General features: G+C 63.2%; 18 protein-coding genes and 1 tRNA gene. 12 read left to right on the top strand and 7 right to left on the bottom strand.

What is annotated here, in order from left to right:
• The first annotated feature begins 292 nt into the window (after positions 1 to 292).
• From trxB to infA, 4 genes are all read left to right on the top strand, one after another.
• Positions 293 to 1,255, top strand: a complete 963-nt coding sequence (trxB, locus tag E6P07_RS00520) for a thioredoxin-disulfide reductase (RefSeq protein ID WP_153973806.1) — start codon at positions 293 to 295, stop codon at positions 1,253 to 1,255.
• Between the two features lie 9 nt (positions 1,256 to 1,264).
• Positions 1,265 to 2,017: a leucyl/phenylalanyl-tRNA--protein transferase gene (aat, locus tag E6P07_RS00515; RefSeq protein WP_153973805.1), complete on the top strand. Its 753-nt coding sequence runs from the start codon at positions 1,265 to 1,267 to the stop codon at positions 2,015 to 2,017.
• The gene (locus tag E6P07_RS00510; RefSeq protein WP_153973804.1) at positions 2,014 to 2,823 is read left to right on the top strand and encodes an arginyltransferase; all 810 of its coding nucleotides are present in this window, start codon (positions 2,014 to 2,016) and stop codon (positions 2,821 to 2,823) included. The genes aat and E6P07_RS00510 overlap by 4 nt, the downstream gene beginning before the upstream one ends.
• Positions 2,824 to 2,925: 102 nt before the next feature.
• Entirely contained in the window at positions 2,926 to 3,144 is a 219-nt protein-coding gene (gene infA / locus E6P07_RS00505; RefSeq protein WP_012971469.1) for a translation initiation factor IF-1, read from the top strand.
• 160 nt (positions 3,145 to 3,304) lie between these two features.
• On the opposite strand, the gene E6P07_RS00500 is transcribed toward infA, so the two are convergent.
• Entirely contained in the window at positions 3,305 to 4,084 is a 780-nt protein-coding gene (locus E6P07_RS00500) for an HAD family hydrolase (RefSeq protein ID WP_153973803.1), read from the bottom strand.
• A 248-nt stretch (positions 4,085 to 4,332) separates the two neighbouring features.
• Here E6P07_RS00500 and dksA point away from each other — a divergent pair, with 248 nt between their 5' ends.
• Together dksA and gluQRS are read left to right on the top strand one after the other, a co-directional pair.
• The gene (dksA, locus tag E6P07_RS00495) at positions 4,333 to 4,767 is read left to right on the top strand and encodes an RNA polymerase-binding protein DksA (protein ID WP_153973802.1); all 435 of its coding nucleotides are present in this window, start codon (positions 4,333 to 4,335) and stop codon (positions 4,765 to 4,767) included.
• An 8-nt stretch (positions 4,768 to 4,775) separates the two neighbouring features.
• Positions 4,776 to 5,693, top strand: a complete 918-nt coding sequence (gene gluQRS / locus E6P07_RS00490) for a tRNA glutamyl-Q(34) synthetase GluQRS (protein ID WP_153973801.1) — start codon at positions 4,776 to 4,778, stop codon at positions 5,691 to 5,693.
• Between the two features lie 48 nt (positions 5,694 to 5,741).
• On the opposite strand, the gene galU is transcribed toward gluQRS, so the two are convergent.
• The 3 genes from galU to lapB are packed head-to-tail and all read right to left on the bottom strand — an operon-like array spanning position 5,742 to position 8,582.
• Positions 5,742 to 6,623, bottom strand: coding sequence for a UTP--glucose-1-phosphate uridylyltransferase GalU (gene galU, locus E6P07_RS00485; protein ID WP_153973800.1), 882 nt, complete (start codon positions 6,621 to 6,623; stop codon positions 5,742 to 5,744).
• A 5-nt stretch (positions 6,624 to 6,628) separates the two neighbouring features.
• Positions 6,629 to 7,339, bottom strand: coding sequence for an orotidine-5'-phosphate decarboxylase (pyrF, locus tag E6P07_RS00480; RefSeq protein ID WP_153973799.1), 711 nt, complete (start codon positions 7,337 to 7,339; stop codon positions 6,629 to 6,631).
• 55 nt (positions 7,340 to 7,394) lie between these two features.
• Positions 7,395 to 8,582, bottom strand: a complete 1,188-nt coding sequence (gene lapB, locus E6P07_RS00475; protein ID WP_153973798.1) for a lipopolysaccharide assembly protein LapB — start codon at positions 8,580 to 8,582, stop codon at positions 7,395 to 7,397.
• A 296-nt stretch (positions 8,583 to 8,878) separates the two neighbouring features.
• Between lapB and E6P07_RS00470 the strand changes: the two genes are divergently transcribed.
• The 3 genes from E6P07_RS00470 to E6P07_RS00460 all read left to right on the top strand — a co-directional run bounded on the left by E6P07_RS00470 (position 8,879) and on the right by E6P07_RS00460 (position 11,412).
• Positions 8,879 to 9,592, top strand: coding sequence for an SDR family NAD(P)-dependent oxidoreductase (locus E6P07_RS00470; RefSeq protein ID WP_153973797.1), 714 nt, complete (start codon positions 8,879 to 8,881; stop codon positions 9,590 to 9,592).
• A gap of 12 nt (positions 9,593 to 9,604) precedes the next feature.
• Entirely contained in the window at positions 9,605 to 10,078 is a 474-nt protein-coding gene (locus tag E6P07_RS00465; RefSeq protein WP_153973796.1) for a hypothetical protein, read from the top strand.
• Positions 10,079 to 10,269: 191 nt separating this feature from the next.
• On the top strand, positions 10,270 to 11,412 hold the full coding sequence (locus E6P07_RS00460) for an LbtU family siderophore porin (protein ID WP_153973795.1): 1,143 nt from the start codon (positions 10,270 to 10,272) through the stop codon (positions 11,410 to 11,412).
• Positions 11,413 to 11,476: 64 nt separating this feature from the next.
• Here the strand turns inward: E6P07_RS00460 and E6P07_RS00455 are convergent.
• Positions 11,477 to 11,567: transfer RNA gene (locus E6P07_RS00455), tRNA-Ser, on the bottom strand.
• Between the two features lie 265 nt (positions 11,568 to 11,832).
• Between E6P07_RS00455 and E6P07_RS00450 the strand changes: the two genes are divergently transcribed.
• From E6P07_RS00450 to E6P07_RS00440, 3 genes are all read left to right on the top strand, one after another.
• Positions 11,833 to 12,288 carry a hypothetical protein gene (locus E6P07_RS00450; RefSeq protein ID WP_153973794.1) on the top strand — a complete coding sequence of 152 codons (456 nt, stop codon included), beginning with the start codon at positions 11,833 to 11,835 and terminating at the stop codon, positions 12,286 to 12,288.
• A gap of 680 nt (positions 12,289 to 12,968) precedes the next feature.
• Entirely contained in the window at positions 12,969 to 14,450 is a 1,482-nt protein-coding gene (locus E6P07_RS00445; RefSeq protein WP_153973793.1) for a GumC family protein, read from the top strand.
• A 39-nt stretch (positions 14,451 to 14,489) separates the two neighbouring features.
• Positions 14,490 to 15,332 (top strand): CpsD/CapB family tyrosine-protein kinase, encoded by an 843-nt coding sequence (locus E6P07_RS00440; protein ID WP_153973792.1) that lies wholly within the window; start codon positions 14,490 to 14,492, stop codon positions 15,330 to 15,332.
• Here E6P07_RS00440 and rlmD read toward each other — a convergent pair.
• Together rlmD and E6P07_RS00430 are read right to left on the bottom strand one after the other, a co-directional pair.
• Positions 15,329 to 16,651 (bottom strand): 23S rRNA (uracil(1939)-C(5))-methyltransferase RlmD, encoded by a 1,323-nt coding sequence (gene rlmD / locus E6P07_RS00435; protein WP_153973791.1) that lies wholly within the window; start codon positions 16,649 to 16,651, stop codon positions 15,329 to 15,331. The two genes, E6P07_RS00440 and rlmD, sit on opposite strands and share 4 nt — an antisense overlap.
• 94 nt (positions 16,652 to 16,745) lie before the next feature.
• Complete coding sequence (locus tag E6P07_RS00430) at positions 16,746 to 17,126, bottom strand: cupin domain-containing protein (RefSeq protein WP_211363135.1); 381 nt, start codon at positions 17,124 to 17,126, stop codon at positions 16,746 to 16,748.
• Positions 17,127 to 17,138: the final 12 nt, after the last annotated feature.

The raw sequence follows: 17,138 nt of genomic DNA, 5'->3' as shown, positions 1-17,138 counted from the left end.
GATCAGATTGCCAGATTACTGGAAACTCTGGGCTTTTGACCGTTTGTATCGCCCTTGAACGGCGCCTGTCAATCGCCGGCAAAGGCACCGCCGATGTCGCTTGGGTGCCCAGGGGACGACGTCGGCACGGCTGTCCGACTCGGGCTTTACGCTCTGTCGGTCAAGCCTTAAATTGACGTCGATTGGCACCGTCCTCAGCCACTGTTGCGCCTTAACCGACACGCAAATTCCGGTCCAGTAACAGCAAAATACCCCGCCCCAATCCGATCGGGCGCCTTGGAGTATCCAATCGATGAGCGAAACCAAACACTGCCGACTCCTGATCCTCGGTTCCGGACCGGCCGGCTACACGGCCGCCATCTATGCCGCACGTGCGAATCTCAAGCCGGTACTGGTCACTGGCCTGGAACAGGGTGGTCAACTGATGACCACGACTGAGGTCGACAACTGGGCCGGCGATCCGGACGGCGTCCAGGGGCCAGAGCTGATGGAGCGGATGCGCCGTCATGCCGAGCGTTTCGAGACCGAGATCGTCTTTGATCACATCCACACCGCGGATCTGTCCTGTCGTCCGTTCCGGCTGATCGGCGATTCGGCAACCTATACCTGTGACGCGCTGATCATCGCCACCGGGGCGAGCGCGCGCTATCTGGGATTGCCCTCGGAGCAGGCCTTCCGCGGGCGCGGGGTCTCGGCCTGCGCCACCTGCGACGGCTTTTTCTATCGCCATCAGAAGGTCGCCGTGATCGGCGGCGGCAACACGGCGGTCGAGGAGGCGCTCTATCTGTCCAACCTCGCCTCCGAGGTGATCCTGGTCCATCGGCGCGATGCCCTGCGCGCCGAAAAGATCCTACAACGACAGCTATTCGAAAAGGCCGAGAAGGGCAATGTCCGCCTCGTCTGGAATCATGTGCTCGACGAGGTCCTAGGTGACGCCACAGGCGTGACCGGGATACGCATCAAGCACGTCCAGACCGGCGAGACCCAGGACATCGACCTGCAAGGGGTCTTCATCGCCATTGGTCACACGCCCAACACGGCTATCTTTGACGGTCAGCTCGAGATGGAGAACGGCTATATCAAGGTCCGCAGCGGCACCCAGGGTAATGCCACTGCCACCTCGGTCCCCGGCGTATTCGCGGCGGGCGATGTGATGGATCCGGTCTATCGTCAGGCCATCACCTCGGCGGGCACAGGCTGCATGGCGGCGCTCGATGCCGAAAAGTATCTCGATGCACTGGAGGCGCAGTCCTGATAGGCCGTCATGATCGCCCTCCTCGATCCATGCGATCGCACGACCTTTCCTGATCCGGGTCAGGCGCTCCGGGAGCCGAACGGACTGCTGGCGGTCGGTGGGGATCTGAGTCCCGAGCGGCTGATCGAAGCCTATCGGGGTGGCATCTTTCCTTGGTTTGGCGCGGGGGATCCCATCCTGTGGTGGTCACCCGATCCGCGTGCCATCCTGTTCCCCGAGCACTTCCACGCCTCGCGCAGTCTGCGTAAGCGGTTGCGGCGCGGCGACCTCGTCACCACCCTGGATCGCGACTTCGCCGGGGTCATCCAGGGCTGCTCCGAGCCGCGCGACGCCGAGGCTGGAACCTGGCTGATCCCAGAGATGATGGCGGCCTATCGGCGGCTCCATGACCTGGGCCTGGCCCATTCGGTCGAGGTCTGGCGCGCAGGCTCACTGGTCGGCGGACTCTACGGCGTGGCCATCGGGCGCGTCTTTTTCGGTGAATCCATGTTCAGCCGGGTGAGCGATGCCTCCAAGGTCGCCCTGGCGCGTCTCTGCGAACAGCTTCGGGCCTGGGGGTTCGGCCTCATCGATTGCCAGATGACGACCAAGCATCTGCTCAGACTAGGGGCGTGCGAGGTGTCGCGCGCCGAATTTCTGACGCTCCTGGACCACTATGGCGCTCGCCCTGGCTATAACAAAAGCTGGGACGATGGCACTGAGCGCCCGGCGTGCGCGATCCAGGTCGCGCCGCCGTCTAGCGGGGACGATTCCAATTCATGAAACAGGGACTGGGCAGCCAATTTGGACGCGCGTTACCGCTCTATCTGACCGGCGAACATCACTGCTCCTACCTCGCCGGGGTGCGGGCGCGGACGCTCTTCGTCGATCCGGGGGCGCGCATCGATGGGGCGACCTATCAAAGGCTCATCGATCAGGGATTCAGGCGCAGCGGCACCCATATCTATCGTCCGGCCTGTTGCGGCTGTTCGGCCTGCATCCCGGTACGGCTGCCGGTCGATGCGTTCGTACCGAATCGCTCGCAGCGGCGCAACTGGCGGCGCAATGCGCCAGACATCGCCCTAAGCGATGGTCCGGCGGTGTTCCGTGCGGAACAGTTCGAGCTCTACCGGCGTTACCTGGCCGCGCGTCACGCCAACGGCGTGATGGCCGAGGACGCGAGTGAGGACAGCTATCGGCGTTTTCTGGTCGCATCCTGGGGCGGTATGACGCGCTTTCTCGAATTCCGACTCGACGGACGGCTGGTGGGGGTGGCCGTCACCGATGTGCTCGAACAGGGCTTGTCGGCGGTCTATACCTTCTTCGACCCCGATCTGGCCGCGCGCGCGCTCGGCACTTTCAGCGTACTGAATCAGATCCGGCTCACCCAGCTTTTAGGGCGGCCTTATCTGTATCTCGGTTACTGGATCGCCGAGTCGCGCAAGATGGTCTACAAGGAACGTTTCCGCCCGATCGAGGCCTGGGACGGTCGAGACTGGCGACGCTTCGAGCGCGGGCAGACCCTCGGGTTCGATGACCGCCGAAGCTCCTTGACACTCGATTCATCAAGCCGCGCAAACCGGCCTTGACTTCAGGTCGAGTCCCAAGACTGACCGAACCGCTTCGGTCTTGAGTGTGATAGACTCCCGCCGCTTACCAGGATCGCCTTTGTCATTCCAACGAAATCCACTATGTCAAAAGACGACGTCATCCAGATGGAAGGCACGGTCACCGAGACCCTGCCCAACACAGTGTTCCGTGTTCAGCTCGAGAACGGCCACACCGTGACCGCGCATATCTCAGGCAAGATGCGCAAGCATTACATCCGCATCCTCACCGGCGACAAGGTCACGGTCGAACTCACACCCTATGATCTGACCAAGGGTCGCATCGTCTATCGGGCCCGCTGACGCGATCGGATCCAGCCGCTCCCTGATTCGATTCGAAATATCAGCCAAGGCCGCCAGCCAGCCTCTGGCGAGAGCAGGGGCTCAACCTACCGCGCACGCTCGGCCCGTCGGCTTTCCGGATGCCCCGCCATTGGCAAACCCTCGATTGCAGTCACCACCATCAACCGGCTCTGTGGACCCACTGATGCAGCCGATCGAGTGCGGCCAGATCCACCAGTGACCACCCGCCCAGATCGCCGGCCAGCACCTGCGGTGGGGAGCCCGGTTCGCCGAGCTGGTCGATCACCAGCGCCGCGGCGCCGAAGTCCTGACCGAGCGTATAGTCGTTGACCGTGATCACCAGGGCGCGAATCCCAGCCGCGAGTGCCGAGCGCGCGCCATTGTCCGAATCCTCCACGGCCACAACGTCCTCGGGTTTTAGACCGAGCCGCTCCAGCGCATAGATGAAGATGTCCGGCGCCGGTTTCTTATTCGGCACCATGTCACCGGCGGCGATGACCTCGAACCAGCCTGACAGTCCCGGCTCGCCAGCCTGCTCCAGCAGATCGATGACGTTCTCGGGCGTGGTGGTGGTCGCGATCGCCAGCCGCACCCCCGCGGTGCGTGCCTCGCGCCACAGGCGCAACACCCCAGGCCGCAGCGGGATCGCCCCCTGACGCAAGAGTTCCAGATAGTGCGCGGTTTTGGCACGATGCAGGCCGCCGACAAAGGAGTCCACATCGACATCCGGCTCCAGCTCAATCCCGGCACGCTGCATAAAATAGCGGATCCGTTCTTTGCCGCCGGTCACCGCCAGCAGTTCGCCATAGAGTTCGGGATCCCAGTGCCAGTCTAGACCGGCCTCTGCAAACGCGGCATTGAAGGCAGGACGATGGCCATCGCGCTCGGTGTCGGCGATGGTGCCGTCCAGGTCGAAGATGAGAGCCTTGAATCCGTACATATGCCTCTGTCCCAGCCTGCTCGTCGTGAGCACTTAACCAATGAACCGGATGGATAAGACTACCAAATCGGCGTGTGCCCGCCGGCGAAACTTCGAAGATCAGTTGCCCGTCTGTGCGCGATCTGGTACTTAAGCACGTTTTCTCGACGCGGACTGTAGGCACGGGTTTCTTGCCAACCGCCGAGAGCCACTGAATACAGGCCGCATCCAGTCCGGAAAGCCGACGCGGTCCACGGGAGGAGCACAAGATGACCGAAACACATGCATACAACGCCGAGCCCTATTCCTTCGAGCCGTATCAGGCCGGCAGCGACGAGGAATACATGAACCCAGCCCAGGAGGCCCACTTCCGCGAGATCCTGCTCGCTTGGAAGCGTTCGCTGATGGAAGAGGTCGAGCGCACCGTGCACCACATGCAGGACGAGGCGACCAACTTCCCAGATCCCAACGACCGTGCCACCCAGGAGTCCGAGTTCAGCCTGGAGCTGCGCACCCGCGACCGCGAGCGCAAGCTGATCAAGAAGATCGATGAGGCACTCGAGCGACTCGACAATCACGAGTATGGCTACTGCGAGGCCTGCGGGGTGGAGATTGGCATCCGCCGTTTGGAGGCCCGCCCCACCGCGACGCTCTGCATCGACTGCAAGACACTCGACGAGATCCGCGAGAAACAGCGCGGCTAAGTTCGCGCATGAATGGTGAGGTCCCCGCGGTTGCGTCCAGTTACCGGGGGCGCTTCGCCCCCTCCCCGACTGGCCCGCTCCACTTTGGTTCATTGCTCGCAGCGGTCGCGAGTTATGCCGACGCGCGTGCCCAGGATGGCGTCTGGCTGTTGCGCATCGAGGATCTGGACCGCCTGCGCGAGGTTCACGGAGCCGCCGAGGCCATTCAGCGCACACTGCGTGCCTTTGGCTTCGAATGGGACGAGCCCGTGGTATTCCAGAGCGCGCGTCGCGACGCCTATGACGCGGCACTCGCCCGTCTGGATGCGCTCGGGCTGATCTATGGCTGCGGATGCAGTCGCGCCGAGATCGCTGGCCGCGCCAGAGTTGGACTGGAGGGGCCTATCTATCCCGGTACCTGTCGCGACGGTCTGGCGCCCGGACGACGCGCGCGCAGTCTGCGTCTGCGCACCGCGACTGAGCCCATCTATTTCAAGGATCGGATCCAGGGGCGGCAGGGCCATTCGGTCGCTGAGTCGATCGGGGATTTTGTGCTCCGACGTGCCGACGGCTTCCATGCCTATCAGCTCGCCGTGGTGGTCGACGATGCCTGGCAGGGCATCACCCATGTGGTGCGCGGCGCCGACCTGTTGCTCTCGACACCGCGTCAGATCGGACTGCAACGGGCGCTGGGTCTGCCCACACCCAGCCATGCCCATGTCCCGCTGGTGCTCGACGACCAGGGACGCAAGCTGAGCAAGTCACTGGCTGCCGCGCCCGTTGAGGATGACAACCCGCTGCCTGCCCTGCGGCTGGCCTGGCGTTTGCTTGGACAAGAACCGCTCGATGATGCCGCCTCGCCACGCGCCTTCTGGCGACGTGCAGCAGCCACCTGGCGTATCGAGCGCGTCCCCCCGCGCTTGAGCCTTGCGTTCAATGTTCGATAGCGGATATGGCGTCAGGCCGCGCCAATCCTCGGCGGCAGTGTGCGGCGATTAGGCGAGATCCTCCACGAGCCTACGCAGATAGTCTGCGAAACGCTCACCGAGCTCCGGATGCGCCAGGGCGTATTCTACCGTGGCCTCCAGATAGCCGAGCTTACTGCCGCAGTCGTAGCGCTTGCCCTCGAAGGGATAGGCGATCACGGGTTCGTCCTGGAGTAGCTCCGAGATGCCGTCGGTCAGCTGGATCTCACCGCCCGCGCCCCTGCCGATGCGCTCGAGCTTGTCGAAGATGCGCGGGGTAAGCAGATAGCGCCCGACCACGGCCAGATTAGAAGGCGCCTCGGACGGATGGGGCTTTTCGACGATGGAGATCACCCGCAGGGTCCCATCGGTGTCTTTTTCGACCTGAACGATCCCGTATTTGTTGGTCTCCTCGCGCGCTACCTCCTGGACGCTCAGCACGCTGCACCCGTGACGGGCATAGACCTCGGCCATCTGGGCGACTACGCCCTTGCCTTTGGAGCGAATAAGGTCGTCGGCCAGGATTACCGCAAAGGGCTCGTCACCGACCACCGGCTTGGCGCACAGCACGGCATGACCCAGCCCCAGGGCGACGGCCTGACGCACATAGATACAGGATGCCGATCCGGGCAGGACATTGCGCACGATGTCGAGCAGCTTGTCTTTGCCGGCGCGCTCCAGCTCGGATTCAAGCTCATAGGCGGTATCGAAATGGTCCTCGATCGAGCGCTTGTTGCGCCCGGTGATGAAGACCAGTTGATCCGCACCGCCGGCCTCGGCCTCCTCGGCGGCGTACTGGATCAGGGGTTTGTCGACGATGGGCAGCATTTCCTTGGGACTGGCCTTGGTCGCCGGTAGAAAGCGTGTGCCCATGCCGGCGACTGGAAAGACTGCCTTGCGGACCTTGGACATAGATGTCAATTCTCCAGAACGTTCATACAGGATCGATCGATCGCTTCGATCACGGATAAAGGGTCGGGCGCCTGGGTGATGGGGCGCCCGATCACCAGATAATCGGCGCCGGCGGCCAGGGCCGCGGCGGGGGTCATGACGCGTTTCTGATCGCCGCTCACAGAGCCCTCCGGGCGCACGCCGGGCGTGATCAGCCGGAAGGCCGGACCGAACGCCGCACGTACCTGGGCCGTCTCTAGCGGCGAGCAGACGACGCCGTCCAGACCGGCCTCATGGGCCAGATGTGCCAGACTCAGCACCCGCTCGCGTGGCTCGCCCGGACACCCAATGGCCGCTAGATCGGCGCGGTCGAGACTGGTCAGTACCGTGACCCCGATCAAGAGCGGCGGACGCTCATAGCGGCTCAGACGTTCGCGCGCCGCCTCCAGCATGGTGCGTCCGCCCACGACATGGACATTGACCATCCATACCCCCAGATCGGCCGCCGCCGCGCAGGCGGCGGCGACCGTGTTGGGGATGTCGTGGAATTTGAGGTCGAGAAAGATCTCAAAGCCCAGCCGCTGGAGCCGTTCGACGAAGGCCGGACCAAGCCGGGTGAAGAGTTCCTTGCCGACCTTCAGCCGGCAGCGCACCGGGTCGAGGCGTTCGACCAGTGCTAGGGCCGGTGCCTCAGCGGCAAAATCGAGGGCGACGATGAGGGGTTTGACCTGAGTCACGGATCTTGAATGGTCTCTAGTGAATTGGTTGCGGCTGAAATCCTGTCGTCGGGACTCAGGCCGGCGGCGCTGTCATCTCGTCCTGAATGGGATCGGGCAGTACAGCGACGACCGTGCCCCAATGGCGACAGCTTGGACACTGCCAATGCAGTGTGCGCGCCTGAAACCCGCATTGCTCGCACTGATAGACCGACTGACGCTGCAACAGATGACGCGCCACGCCGAGCGCGACCCGCGCATAGCGGTGGGACGGTCCTCCTGGATCCGAGGTGCGCGCGCGCAGGTCGAGGAAGCGCTCCAGCACCGCTAGATCGGCCCAGCGCGCCAGATAGTCGGCCAGCAGATCCAGGGCCGCCTCAGGGCCACGCGCCCGTTCGACGCGCTCGCTCAGTGCCAGCATCAGGTGCGGACCGGCACGATCCGCGGCCAGGGTCTCAAGCTGCGCGATCACGTCCTCGCCCAGGCGCTCCATAGACTCGATCAGGGCCGGCAGGATCTCGGGGACATAGGTCGATCCGCGTTCGGCGACACGCTTGAAGAGCACGGCGGCACTTGCGACATCGCCCTCCTCCAGTGCCATAAAGCCTTCTAGCATGGCCGCGCGGACACAGTCGGGTTGGATGACCTGCGCCCGGTTCAGTTGCTCGCGCGCACCGGCCTCATCCTGCCGCCGCCGCGCCTCCTCGGCCAACTCGCAATGATAGTGCGCGATCTCGATCGTGAGCGGCTGTCCGGTCAGGGACTCGAGCTGGGCGGCCACCTCCAGGCAGCGGCTCCAGTCGCGCTCGCGCTGGTAGATCTCGCGCAGGGCCTGGAGCGCGCGCTGACTGTGCAACCCCAACCCAACGAGCTCCTCAAACAGCGCCTCGGCCCGATCGAGCAGCCCGGCGCTCATGTAGTCCTGCCCTAGCTCGAAGAGCGCGAAACCGCGCACGTCCGGACCCAGATGCCGTCGTTCGACCAGATTTTGATGGATGCGGATGGCGCGATCGACCTCACCACGACGCCGGAACAGACTACCGAGCGCCAGATGCGTCTCGGCCGTCTCGCTGTCGACCTCGGTCAGACGCAGGAAGAGATCGATGGCCTTGTCCGGCTGCTCCTCAAGCAGATAATTTAGACCGCGCAGAAAATCCGGATGCGCGGCAGGTGAGACATCGAGCTTGCGACGCAGATCGCGGCGCGCCAGCCACCAACCCGAGGCCGCCGCCACAGGCAGGAGCAGAAAGAGCCACTCGATCATGCGCCCCTCCGCAAGACACCTTGCCCTACGGGTCTCCAATTCGACACCGCCTCTTCCCCATGGATGGATCTAGCGAAGAGAAGCCCCGATATCCAGAAACTGGGGGCACAACCAGGCCGACGACCTGGGATTCTAATGCGCGATCCATGCTCGAGATCGTAATCATAAAGACAAGCGGGCCGACTCGCATGATTCGGGAACCGTCCGTCGGCGCATCGCGCCCCCACACCTGGTGATGTCTGATCTAGATCATACAGCGGACTTCCACCCAATACTCAATCCAAGGATTCGACGACATGCGCGATCTCAAAGACAAAACCATCCTCATCACCGGCGCCTCGGGCAACCTGGGTGCTGCCACGGCGCGCGCCTTTGCGGCTCAGGGCGCGCGGACTGTCCTGATCGGGCGCAATCCGGAGGCGTTGCACCGCACCCAGGCGACACTGCCAGCCGGCACCGAGTCATTGGTCATCAGCGTCGATCTGCTCGACTCGGAACAGGTCACGGCCATGGTCGAGCAGGTCGAAGGCCATTTCGGTGCCATCCAGGGTCTGATCAACATCGCCGGTGGCTTCAGGATGGGACCGGCGATCCAGGACACGACCGACGCCGACTGGAACGCCATGCTCGACCTCAACGCCCGCACCGCCTTCCATTGCGCGCGCGCGGTGGTGCCGAAGCTGTTGGCGGCTGGTCAGGGCACCATCGTCAATGTTGCCGCGCGCGCGGCCCTGCGTGGCCTCGGCCACATGGGGCCTTACTGCATCTCCAAGGCCGCCGTCGTCACCCTCACCGAGACGCTTGCCGATGAACTCAAATCGAACGGAATCCGGGTAAACTGCGTCCTGCCAGGTACCCTGGACACGCCCCAGAACCGCGCGGCCATGCCCGACCAGGATCCTTCCAACTGGGTTGGACTGGATGCCCTGGCCGACGTCATCGTCTTTCTGGCGTCAGACCTGTCGCGCGGCATCACTGGGGCGGCCATCCCCGTATACGGACGCAGCTAGCTGAGGATCATCGTGCAAAGCAAAGCCGACACCCCGACATCCAGAATCCATGCCCCTGCTGGCGAGCGACAGCAACCCTGGGGTGGCTATCTGATCGGGCTGTTGATCGGCGGCCTGCTTAGCCTGCCGGCGGTCATGGCCAGATCCGAGCTCGACGCCGAGACGCAAGCCCTGCTGGTGGAGGCGGTCGAGGCCGCCGCCGATCTCGACGCCTATTACAGCCGCTGCCGGGGCGAGGTCTCCGGACGGCGGACTGAGAACCTCAACAAGCTCATCGTAGGCAAGCTACGCACGACCGTGCTCACGGTCCAGGATGACTTCTTTCCCGAGCGCGGCTATCGTCGCGCGCAGGCCCGGCTCGAAAGTGATTTCCTCGCGCGACTGCAAGCGGCCGGCGGCTGCCAGGGTGCCAAGGATTCCAAACTACCCGAAGAGCTTCGTCAACGCTACGAAACAGCCCTCGAGGCCATTCGCCGACTGCCCTGATCCTGCCGGCGCTCCCAGCCACTAATCGTCCGGGACATCATTATCCCAACCCTCATGACGCCAGGACTTTACAACCTGTGTCGTCCGCCATATATCATATTGATAATTATTTTCATTATTTAAGCAGATATGTTTTACGCACCTTAACTTTGTCCACTTGATCGACATCGACTCGACCAGGAGAACGACCCTTGAGAATCCAACCAGTCTCCACCGCCATCACACTCATGCTCGCCGCCGCAACCGTCCAGGCCACGGGCGAACCCAAGCGTCTCGAACGTCTCGATGAATCGCTCGACCACAAGCAGGCTAAGCAGGCTGAGACTGACTCAGTGCCTGCTTGGTATCGTCATCTCGACATCGAGATCACAGGTCTGATCGAGGTCGAGGCCAGCGATCGCTCAGCCTACGAGGGTGACAGCGAGAGCGACATCCGACTGGCCACGGCCGAATTGGGCATCCGCTCCCAGCTCAAAGACTGGGTCGAGGCCGGGATCTCCTTCCTTTACGAGCAGGACGAGACCGATCTCGAGGTCGACACCGCCTATCTGACGCTCGCCAACCCCGATGTCTCGCCATTGTTCCTCACCGCCGGTCAGGTCTATGTGCCCTTCGGGGTCTATGAGACCAATCTGGTCTCCGATCCGCTGACACTGGAGATCGGCGAGACACGCGAGACGGCGCTGCAACTGGGTTTCGAGCACAGCGGCCTCTCGGGTGGTGTCTATGTCTTCAATGGCGACAACAAGGTCAAGGGGAAGGATCGGATCCAGGGTTGGGGCGCCAATCTCGGGTTTGTGCAGGAAGGCGATGACTGGGCCTGGTCGGTGGGTACCGGTTATATCAACGACCTCGGTGACTCGGACAGCCTACATGAGATCATCAACGACAACCGGGTCGGCGCCGCCGAGGTCGACCCGAGCCTGAGCATCGATCCGACCGAGCGCACCGCCGGCTGGACCCTCAACGCGACCGCGAGCTTCGGTCCCTTTAGCCTCATCGGCGAATATCTGTCGGCGTCCGACGCCTTCGACCCGATCAGCCTGGACTTCAAGGGCGAGGGAGCGCGTCCTTCGGCCTGGAACATCGAAGCCGGCTACAGCTTCACGCTCCTGGGCGCCGAATCGATGGTGGCGGCGGGCTATCAGGGCACGCGCGAGGCGCTGGCGCTCGAACTGCCCAAGGAGCGCTGGCTGCTCGGCTGGTCGACCGAGATTTTCGATCGTACCTCGCTCGGGCTCGAATGGGCGCGTGATCATGACTACAACACCCGCGCCGGTGGTACCGGCGAGTCGGGCAACACCTTCACTGCACAGCTGGCGGTCGAGTTCTAGCCAGGTTCGTCGCTTGGACCCTCGACGAGAGGGTCTGAATTTTCAAGGAGATATTGCAATTGAATGGCGGAGAGGGAGGGATTCGAACCCTCGATAGGCTATTAACCTATACACACTTTCCAGGCGTGCTCCTTAAACCACTCGGACACCTCTCCGTGAGGGGCTCGACACTGACGACTCTTTGCCCAAGCAGGCTCGGAGCCACCATCCCTGTCGCTCGATAAGTCTCGCATTATACATCAAGATCCCGGCACCCTTGCAATCTTAAACCCCCTGGATTTTGCTACCGGGTTTAGCTACCTCGTTCCAGACCGCTCGATGCAGCCCAAGGTGACCCAAGTCAATGTGATCGAGCGAAGAATTTGCTGAGATGCATTGGCTGAACATCTATAACCCTTGGCTGAGGTGAGGACTCGACCCATGGCCACGATCGACAACGACCAGGATCTCCGCGCGGCACTCAATCGTCTCAACCCGGACCAGCAACGACAGCTCGGTTGCCGGTTCGCACACCAGGTCATGAATTTGAGCCGCGACGAGCGCGTCAAGCGCGCCATCCATACCGGACTCATGGACGGGGTCTCACTTGCCGAGCTGGAAGATGCCTTCAGGGTGGCCCACGCCTATGCCGTCAAGAGCTATACTGATTGCGGAAAGGATACCGACTGGATGGCACAGGCCGATCATTTCGTCGCGGCGGCCGCCGCCGCTGCACTGACGCCGGATGAACTCACGACCGAGCGGCAGAATCGTGCCTGGAAGGCGGCCGTTCAGGCACGCATGGCGGTCAGCTGTGCCATGATGGAAAACGAAGCGCTCGATGAGAGCAATGTCATGCGCGAGCAGTATGCACTGACCGCCGAGTTTCTCGGCTAAACCACGACTCCAGGGTCTCGGATTTGCGCCGAGCAGGTTTGCGACAACGACGAACAAGTCTCATTGTGAGGTCTAAATTATGTACAAGGTCGGTTTATATGTATCGAGTGTCGCCCTGACGGCCACCCTGGCCCTGACTCTGCCCGCAGGTGTCCAGGCTCAACCCGGCGGTTATGGTTATGGTCAGGGTCCCCAGCAGGGTTCGGGCCCAGGCATGGGCCAAGGCCAACGACCGGGGCAGGGTCAGGGTGGATCTCAAGGTCAGGGGCCAGGCCAGGGTCAGGGTGGCGGCAACCAGAGTTGGGGGCCAGGCCAGGGCGGCGGCAATCAGGGTTGGGGACCGAGGCAAGGTCCGGGAGGCGGCGGTTATGGACCGCCCCCGCCGCCTCCCGGCTATGGTCCGGGTTATGGTCCAGGCCCGGATATGCCCATGCCTTACGGTGGACGGCGCCCGCCTCCGGGCTATTGAGGCCCCGTCCCTAGAGTAGAGGACGCGCCACCACGAGGGGGTGGCGGTCTTGCTTTTAATTTCACGACGACGATCCAACTCAGGCCATACTTTGCTGTTTCAATTCGGCTGGGGAGACGTCTTCCTGCATCCACGCCATCTATCCGTCAGACCCATCCCCAGAGACGCCAGGGCGCATCATGAAAGATGGCGCGAAGGTCAGGATTGATTCGTGGCAGAGCAACGCCTCAGGCTGGACGACTACATTGCGATCATTAGGCGCCGCAAATGGCAGGCCATTGTACCCGCCTTCATCCTGTTCGTGATCGCCACACTCGCTGCCCTCCTCATCCCACCCACCTATCGATCTACAGCCAGCCTCCTCATCGAACCTCAGGAGATCCCTCCCGAACCGGTCAGGGCCGACCAGCGCATCCAGGTCATCGGCCAGCGGGTGATGACCACGAGCAATCTGAGCACCCTGATCGAGCGTTACGACCTCTATCCCGACATCCACCGCCGCGAGGGCATCCAGATGGCCGTCGAGGAGATGCGCAAACACATCAAGCTCGACATGATCAGCGCCGATGTCCTGGATCCACAGAGTGGACGTCCAAAAGCCAGCATTGCCTTCTCGCTGTCGTTCGAGGACGGTTCGGCCAGTATCGCCCAGCAAGTGACCAATGAACTGGTGTCGCTCTTTCTGAACGAGAACCTGAAACTTCGCGCGGTAGCTACGAACGAGGCGACCACCTTTCTTAAGACCGAGGCCGAGTGGCTCGGCGCCGAGATCCGCACACTGAAGGCCAGGCTGGAGACCTTCAAAAAAGAATCCAGCGACAATTTTCCCGAACTGGCGGCACTCCTGCGCCGCGCCGAGGAGCGGCTGCGCGAAAATGAGCAGACGATCCGCGCACTCCAGCAGCAGGCACACGATCTGGAGTCCGAGCTCGCCCAGCTCAGCCCCAACATCGATGCTCCCCAAGAGGGGGGATCGATCGAGGCCCCTCTGGAGGACCTCCAAGCCCACAGGGTCATGGGCGATCAACGCGCGCTGCAAGCGGGCGCCAACAATCCGGACTACATCCGGCTGCACACCAAGCTCGATGCCGTACAAATCGAGATCGAGGCGCTCAAGGCCCTGCGCGTCAAACTTGAGGAAGAATGGCGCGCCCATGAGGATCGCCTCACCAAGGCGACTCGGGTCGAGCAGGAATATCGCGCGCTCACGCGCGACTACGAGCACGCCCTGTCCAAATATCGCGAGATCCGCGAGAAGAGTCTGCAAGCCGAGCTGGCCGAATCGCTCGAACACGACCACAAGGGCGAACGCCTCTTGCTGATCGAACCGCCCCTGGTGCCTGAAACGCCCTACAAACCCAATCGACTGGCGATCCTGATGCTCGGGTTTGCGCTTGCCATCGCAGGCGGCTTGGGCAACCTGGCGCTGATGGAGCGTCTCGACAAGGGACTGTACGGCACACGCGCCATCCGGATGGCGACGCGGATACCTCTGCTGGCGGTGGTGCCCTCTATCGAGACGGCGCGCAACCGCCAGGCACGCCTGAAGCGCACCTATACCCTGACCAGCGTCATCCTGATGCTCGTGCTCACCGCGACGGCAGTCTTCCACTGGCGCGTGATGCCGCTCGATGTGCTCTGGTTTGTGCTCATGCGCCGGATCGACGTCGCCGTGCCTGGATGGCTGAATTGAGATCCTGGAATTGAAGGCTTCAGACGAGCAGATCGCGTCATGGAACGATTAAGGAAGGCTATGGAGCGCGCCTGGGCTGACCGGCAGCGCGTCATCCAGCCACAGCCCGAGCCACCATCCGTCCGCACGCCGCCCGCGACAGTACCCCGGGAGACCGATGGATCCGGCGTCCAGATCCGCTACACCCACAAGGCGCGGGTAGTGATCGATCCAGGCGCGCTCCGAGATGAAGGCATCCTGGTGCTCGAGGGGCAGCGGGTGGCGGTCGGACTGCACGCGGGTGCGGGCGATGCCTACAAGGTCCTGGGCACCCAGATCCTGCACCAAATGCGCGCCAAGTCACACCGGACCCTGGCCATCACCAGCCCAGGGCGCGGCGATGGTAAGACCACGATCGCGATCAACCTGGCGATCCGTCTGGCACGCGACCTCAACCAGCCCCTGTTGCTGGTCGACTTCGACCTGAGGCATCCCTCGATCGGGCGCTCTTTCACGGGACGCGACTTGCCTGGACTCATCGAGTATCTGGCCGGAGAGGTCGAACTGGCCGAGGTGCTCCTCGCCCCCGGCCTCGAGCGACTCCTGATCCTGCCGGGCGGCAAGCGCACCCGACACTCCTCGGAAGTACTCTTATCGCCGCGCGTCTTAAAGCGGGTCGAGGAGCTGAAGGGCCGCTACGAGGATCGTTTGATCTTGTTTGACATGCCACCACTGTTCGCGGGTGACGACGTCATCGCCTGCTTGCCCCATGTCGACGCCGTGATGCTGGTGGTGGAGGACGGCAAGGTCAGTCGTAAGCAACTCGATCATGCCGACGAGCTGTTCGGCGAGAAGTGCCTCGGGATCGTGCTCAACAAGGCCAAAACGAGGATCGCACCCTAGCGCTCGAAGAGCGCCATCGACTCGACATGACTGGTGTGTGGGAACATGTCCATCGCACCTGCTGCGCGCAGTCGATAACCAAGGGTGTTGACCAGCCGGTCGGCGTCGCGCGCCAGTGTGGCCGGATAGCAGGAGACATAGACCAGGCGTTCGACGCCCAGACGCGGTAGCCAGTCGAGTACCTCCCAGGCACCGCTGCGCGGCGGATCGATCAGGGCCTTGGTGAAACGCTGTCGGGTCCAGGGGGCCTCGGCACTGAGCTCAGACTGGAGATCGGCGACATAGAACCGCACCTTGGACAGCCCATTGCGCTCGGCGTTGGCCCGCGCGCGTTCGACCAGTCCGGCATCGCCCTCGACGCCGACAACCTCAGCCGAACGGCGCGCCAGCGGCAGGGTGAAATTGCCCAGTCCGCAGAACAGATCCAGCACCCTATCCCTCGGCCCGGGGTCGAGCAGATCGAGCGCCTGATCGACCAGGCGTCGGTTGAGCTCCAGATTGACCTGGGTGAAATCGCTCGGCAGAAAACCGATCTCGACGCCGTGGTTGGGCAGGCTATAACTCAGCCTGACCTCCTGCCCTGGAAGCGGCCGGATGCTGTCGACGCCGCCATCCTGGAGATAGAGATGGAAGCCCTCGCGTCGTCCGAGTTCGAGCAGGCGCACCTCGTCCTCGGGCTTCGGCGTCTGCATGACGCGGAACACCAGCACACAGGGTCCATCGCCCATCGCCATCTCGATCTGGGGGACCTGGTCGCGGATGCTCAGGGTCTCGATGGTCGCCGCCAGGGCCTCCAGGCGCGTGCCGACCTGCGGGTGCAGCACCTCGCAGCGGCGCAGATCGGCCAGGAAGCGATTGCGGCGCTCGCGAAAGCCGACCAGGGTGCGCCCCTTCTTGACGACATGACGTACCCCGAGCCGTGCCTTGCGGCGATAGCCCCAGGGTTCAGCGGTGAGCGGCTCGAGCCAGCGTTCGGGCGTCACCTGACCGATGCGTTCGAGGACATCCTTGAGTCCCTCCTGCTTGAGGCGGATCTGGGCCTCGGGATGCACATGCTGAAGCGCACAGCCGCCGCAGACGCCAAAGTGGATGCAGCGAGGCGCGACGCGATCGGGCGCGGCCCTCAAGACCTCCTCGACCTCGGCCTCGTCGAAGCGGCGCTGGATCCGGGTATAGCGCAGACGCACGCGCTCGCCGGGCAGGGCGCCATCGACGAACACGGTCTTGCCCTGGATGCGGGTCAGGCCGCGGCCTTCATGGGTTAGGGCTTGGATCTCGACCTCGATGGGCGGGGGAAGCGTTTTGGGTGTTCTCGACACGGGTGGACTGGACGATCGTCGGTCAGCGGCTGAGGCTTGAAGTCTGTCATCTTAGCGTCCTTTGCGTCATGGTGCGCGTGTGACGACCCATTCGTCAGGCGGACTCGATGTCCTGATAGACCTCCGGGGTAAAGCGCGGGGTGCACAGGGCCAGAAAGATCAGATCTCGGTCGCCGTCGTTCTCGATGCGCTGCGCGGCGCTGGACGGGATGTAGACCAGATCGCCCGGGCCGACCCGTTGGGGTGCGAGACCCTCGACCTCCAGCATTCCAGTCCCTGCGAGGATCAGATAGCGCTCGACCACACCGACGAGCCGATGCAGCCGCGTGCGTTCGCCCGGCCCGACCCGGGCACGCGCGATCGACAGGGCGGGATCCTCGGGCCGATTCCAGATCTCCAGGATGAAACAGCCTTCCTCGATGAAGGATTCGTCCGACTCGGTGGGCGAATGGATCAGTGAGCGATCCAGCGTCATCTCGACCAGACC

The sequence above is a fragment of the Thermochromatium tepidum ATCC 43061 genome, from assembly GCF_009664085.1.
GTDB classification, from domain to species: domain Bacteria; phylum Pseudomonadota; class Gammaproteobacteria; order Chromatiales; family Chromatiaceae; genus Thermochromatium; species Thermochromatium tepidum.
The sequence above is the reverse complement of the archived record's forward strand: the minus strand, read 5'-3'. Positions and strand labels throughout refer to the sequence as shown.

Bases quoted from the DNA above. Each gene is read 5' to 3' on its own strand.
- trxB (WP_153973806.1), top strand. From the start codon at position 293: ATGAGCGAAACCAAACACTGCCGACTCCTGATCCTCGGTTCCGGACCG.
- aat (WP_153973805.1), top strand. From the start codon at position 1,265: ATGATCGCCCTCCTCGATCCATGCGATCGCACGACCTTTCCTGATCCG.
- E6P07_RS00510 (WP_153973804.1), top strand. From the start codon at position 2,014: ATGAAACAGGGACTGGGCAGCCAATTTGGACGCGCGTTACCGCTCTAT.
- infA (WP_012971469.1), top strand. From the start codon at position 2,926: ATGTCAAAAGACGACGTCATCCAGATGGAAGGCACGGTCACCGAGACC.
- E6P07_RS00500 (WP_153973803.1), bottom strand. From the start codon at position 4,084: ATGTACGGATTCAAGGCTCTCATCTTCGACCTGGACGGCACCATCGCC.
- dksA (WP_153973802.1), top strand. From the start codon at position 4,333: ATGACCGAAACACATGCATACAACGCCGAGCCCTATTCCTTCGAGCCG.
- gluQRS (WP_153973801.1), top strand. From the start codon at position 4,776: ATGAATGGTGAGGTCCCCGCGGTTGCGTCCAGTTACCGGGGGCGCTTC.
- galU (WP_153973800.1), bottom strand. From the start codon at position 6,623: ATGTCCAAGGTCCGCAAGGCAGTCTTTCCAGTCGCCGGCATGGGCACA.
- lapB (WP_153973798.1), bottom strand. From the start codon at position 8,582: ATGATCGAGTGGCTCTTTCTGCTCCTGCCTGTGGCGGCGGCCTCGGGT.
- E6P07_RS00470 (WP_153973797.1), top strand. From the start codon at position 8,879: ATGCGCGATCTCAAAGACAAAACCATCCTCATCACCGGCGCCTCGGGC.
- E6P07_RS00450 (WP_153973794.1), top strand. From the start codon at position 11,833: ATGGCCACGATCGACAACGACCAGGATCTCCGCGCGGCACTCAATCGT.
- E6P07_RS00440 (WP_153973792.1), top strand. From the start codon at position 14,490: ATGGAACGATTAAGGAAGGCTATGGAGCGCGCCTGGGCTGACCGGCAG.
- E6P07_RS00430 (WP_211363135.1), bottom strand. From the start codon at position 17,126: ATGACGCTGGATCGCTCACTGATCCATTCGCCCACCGAGTCGGACGAA.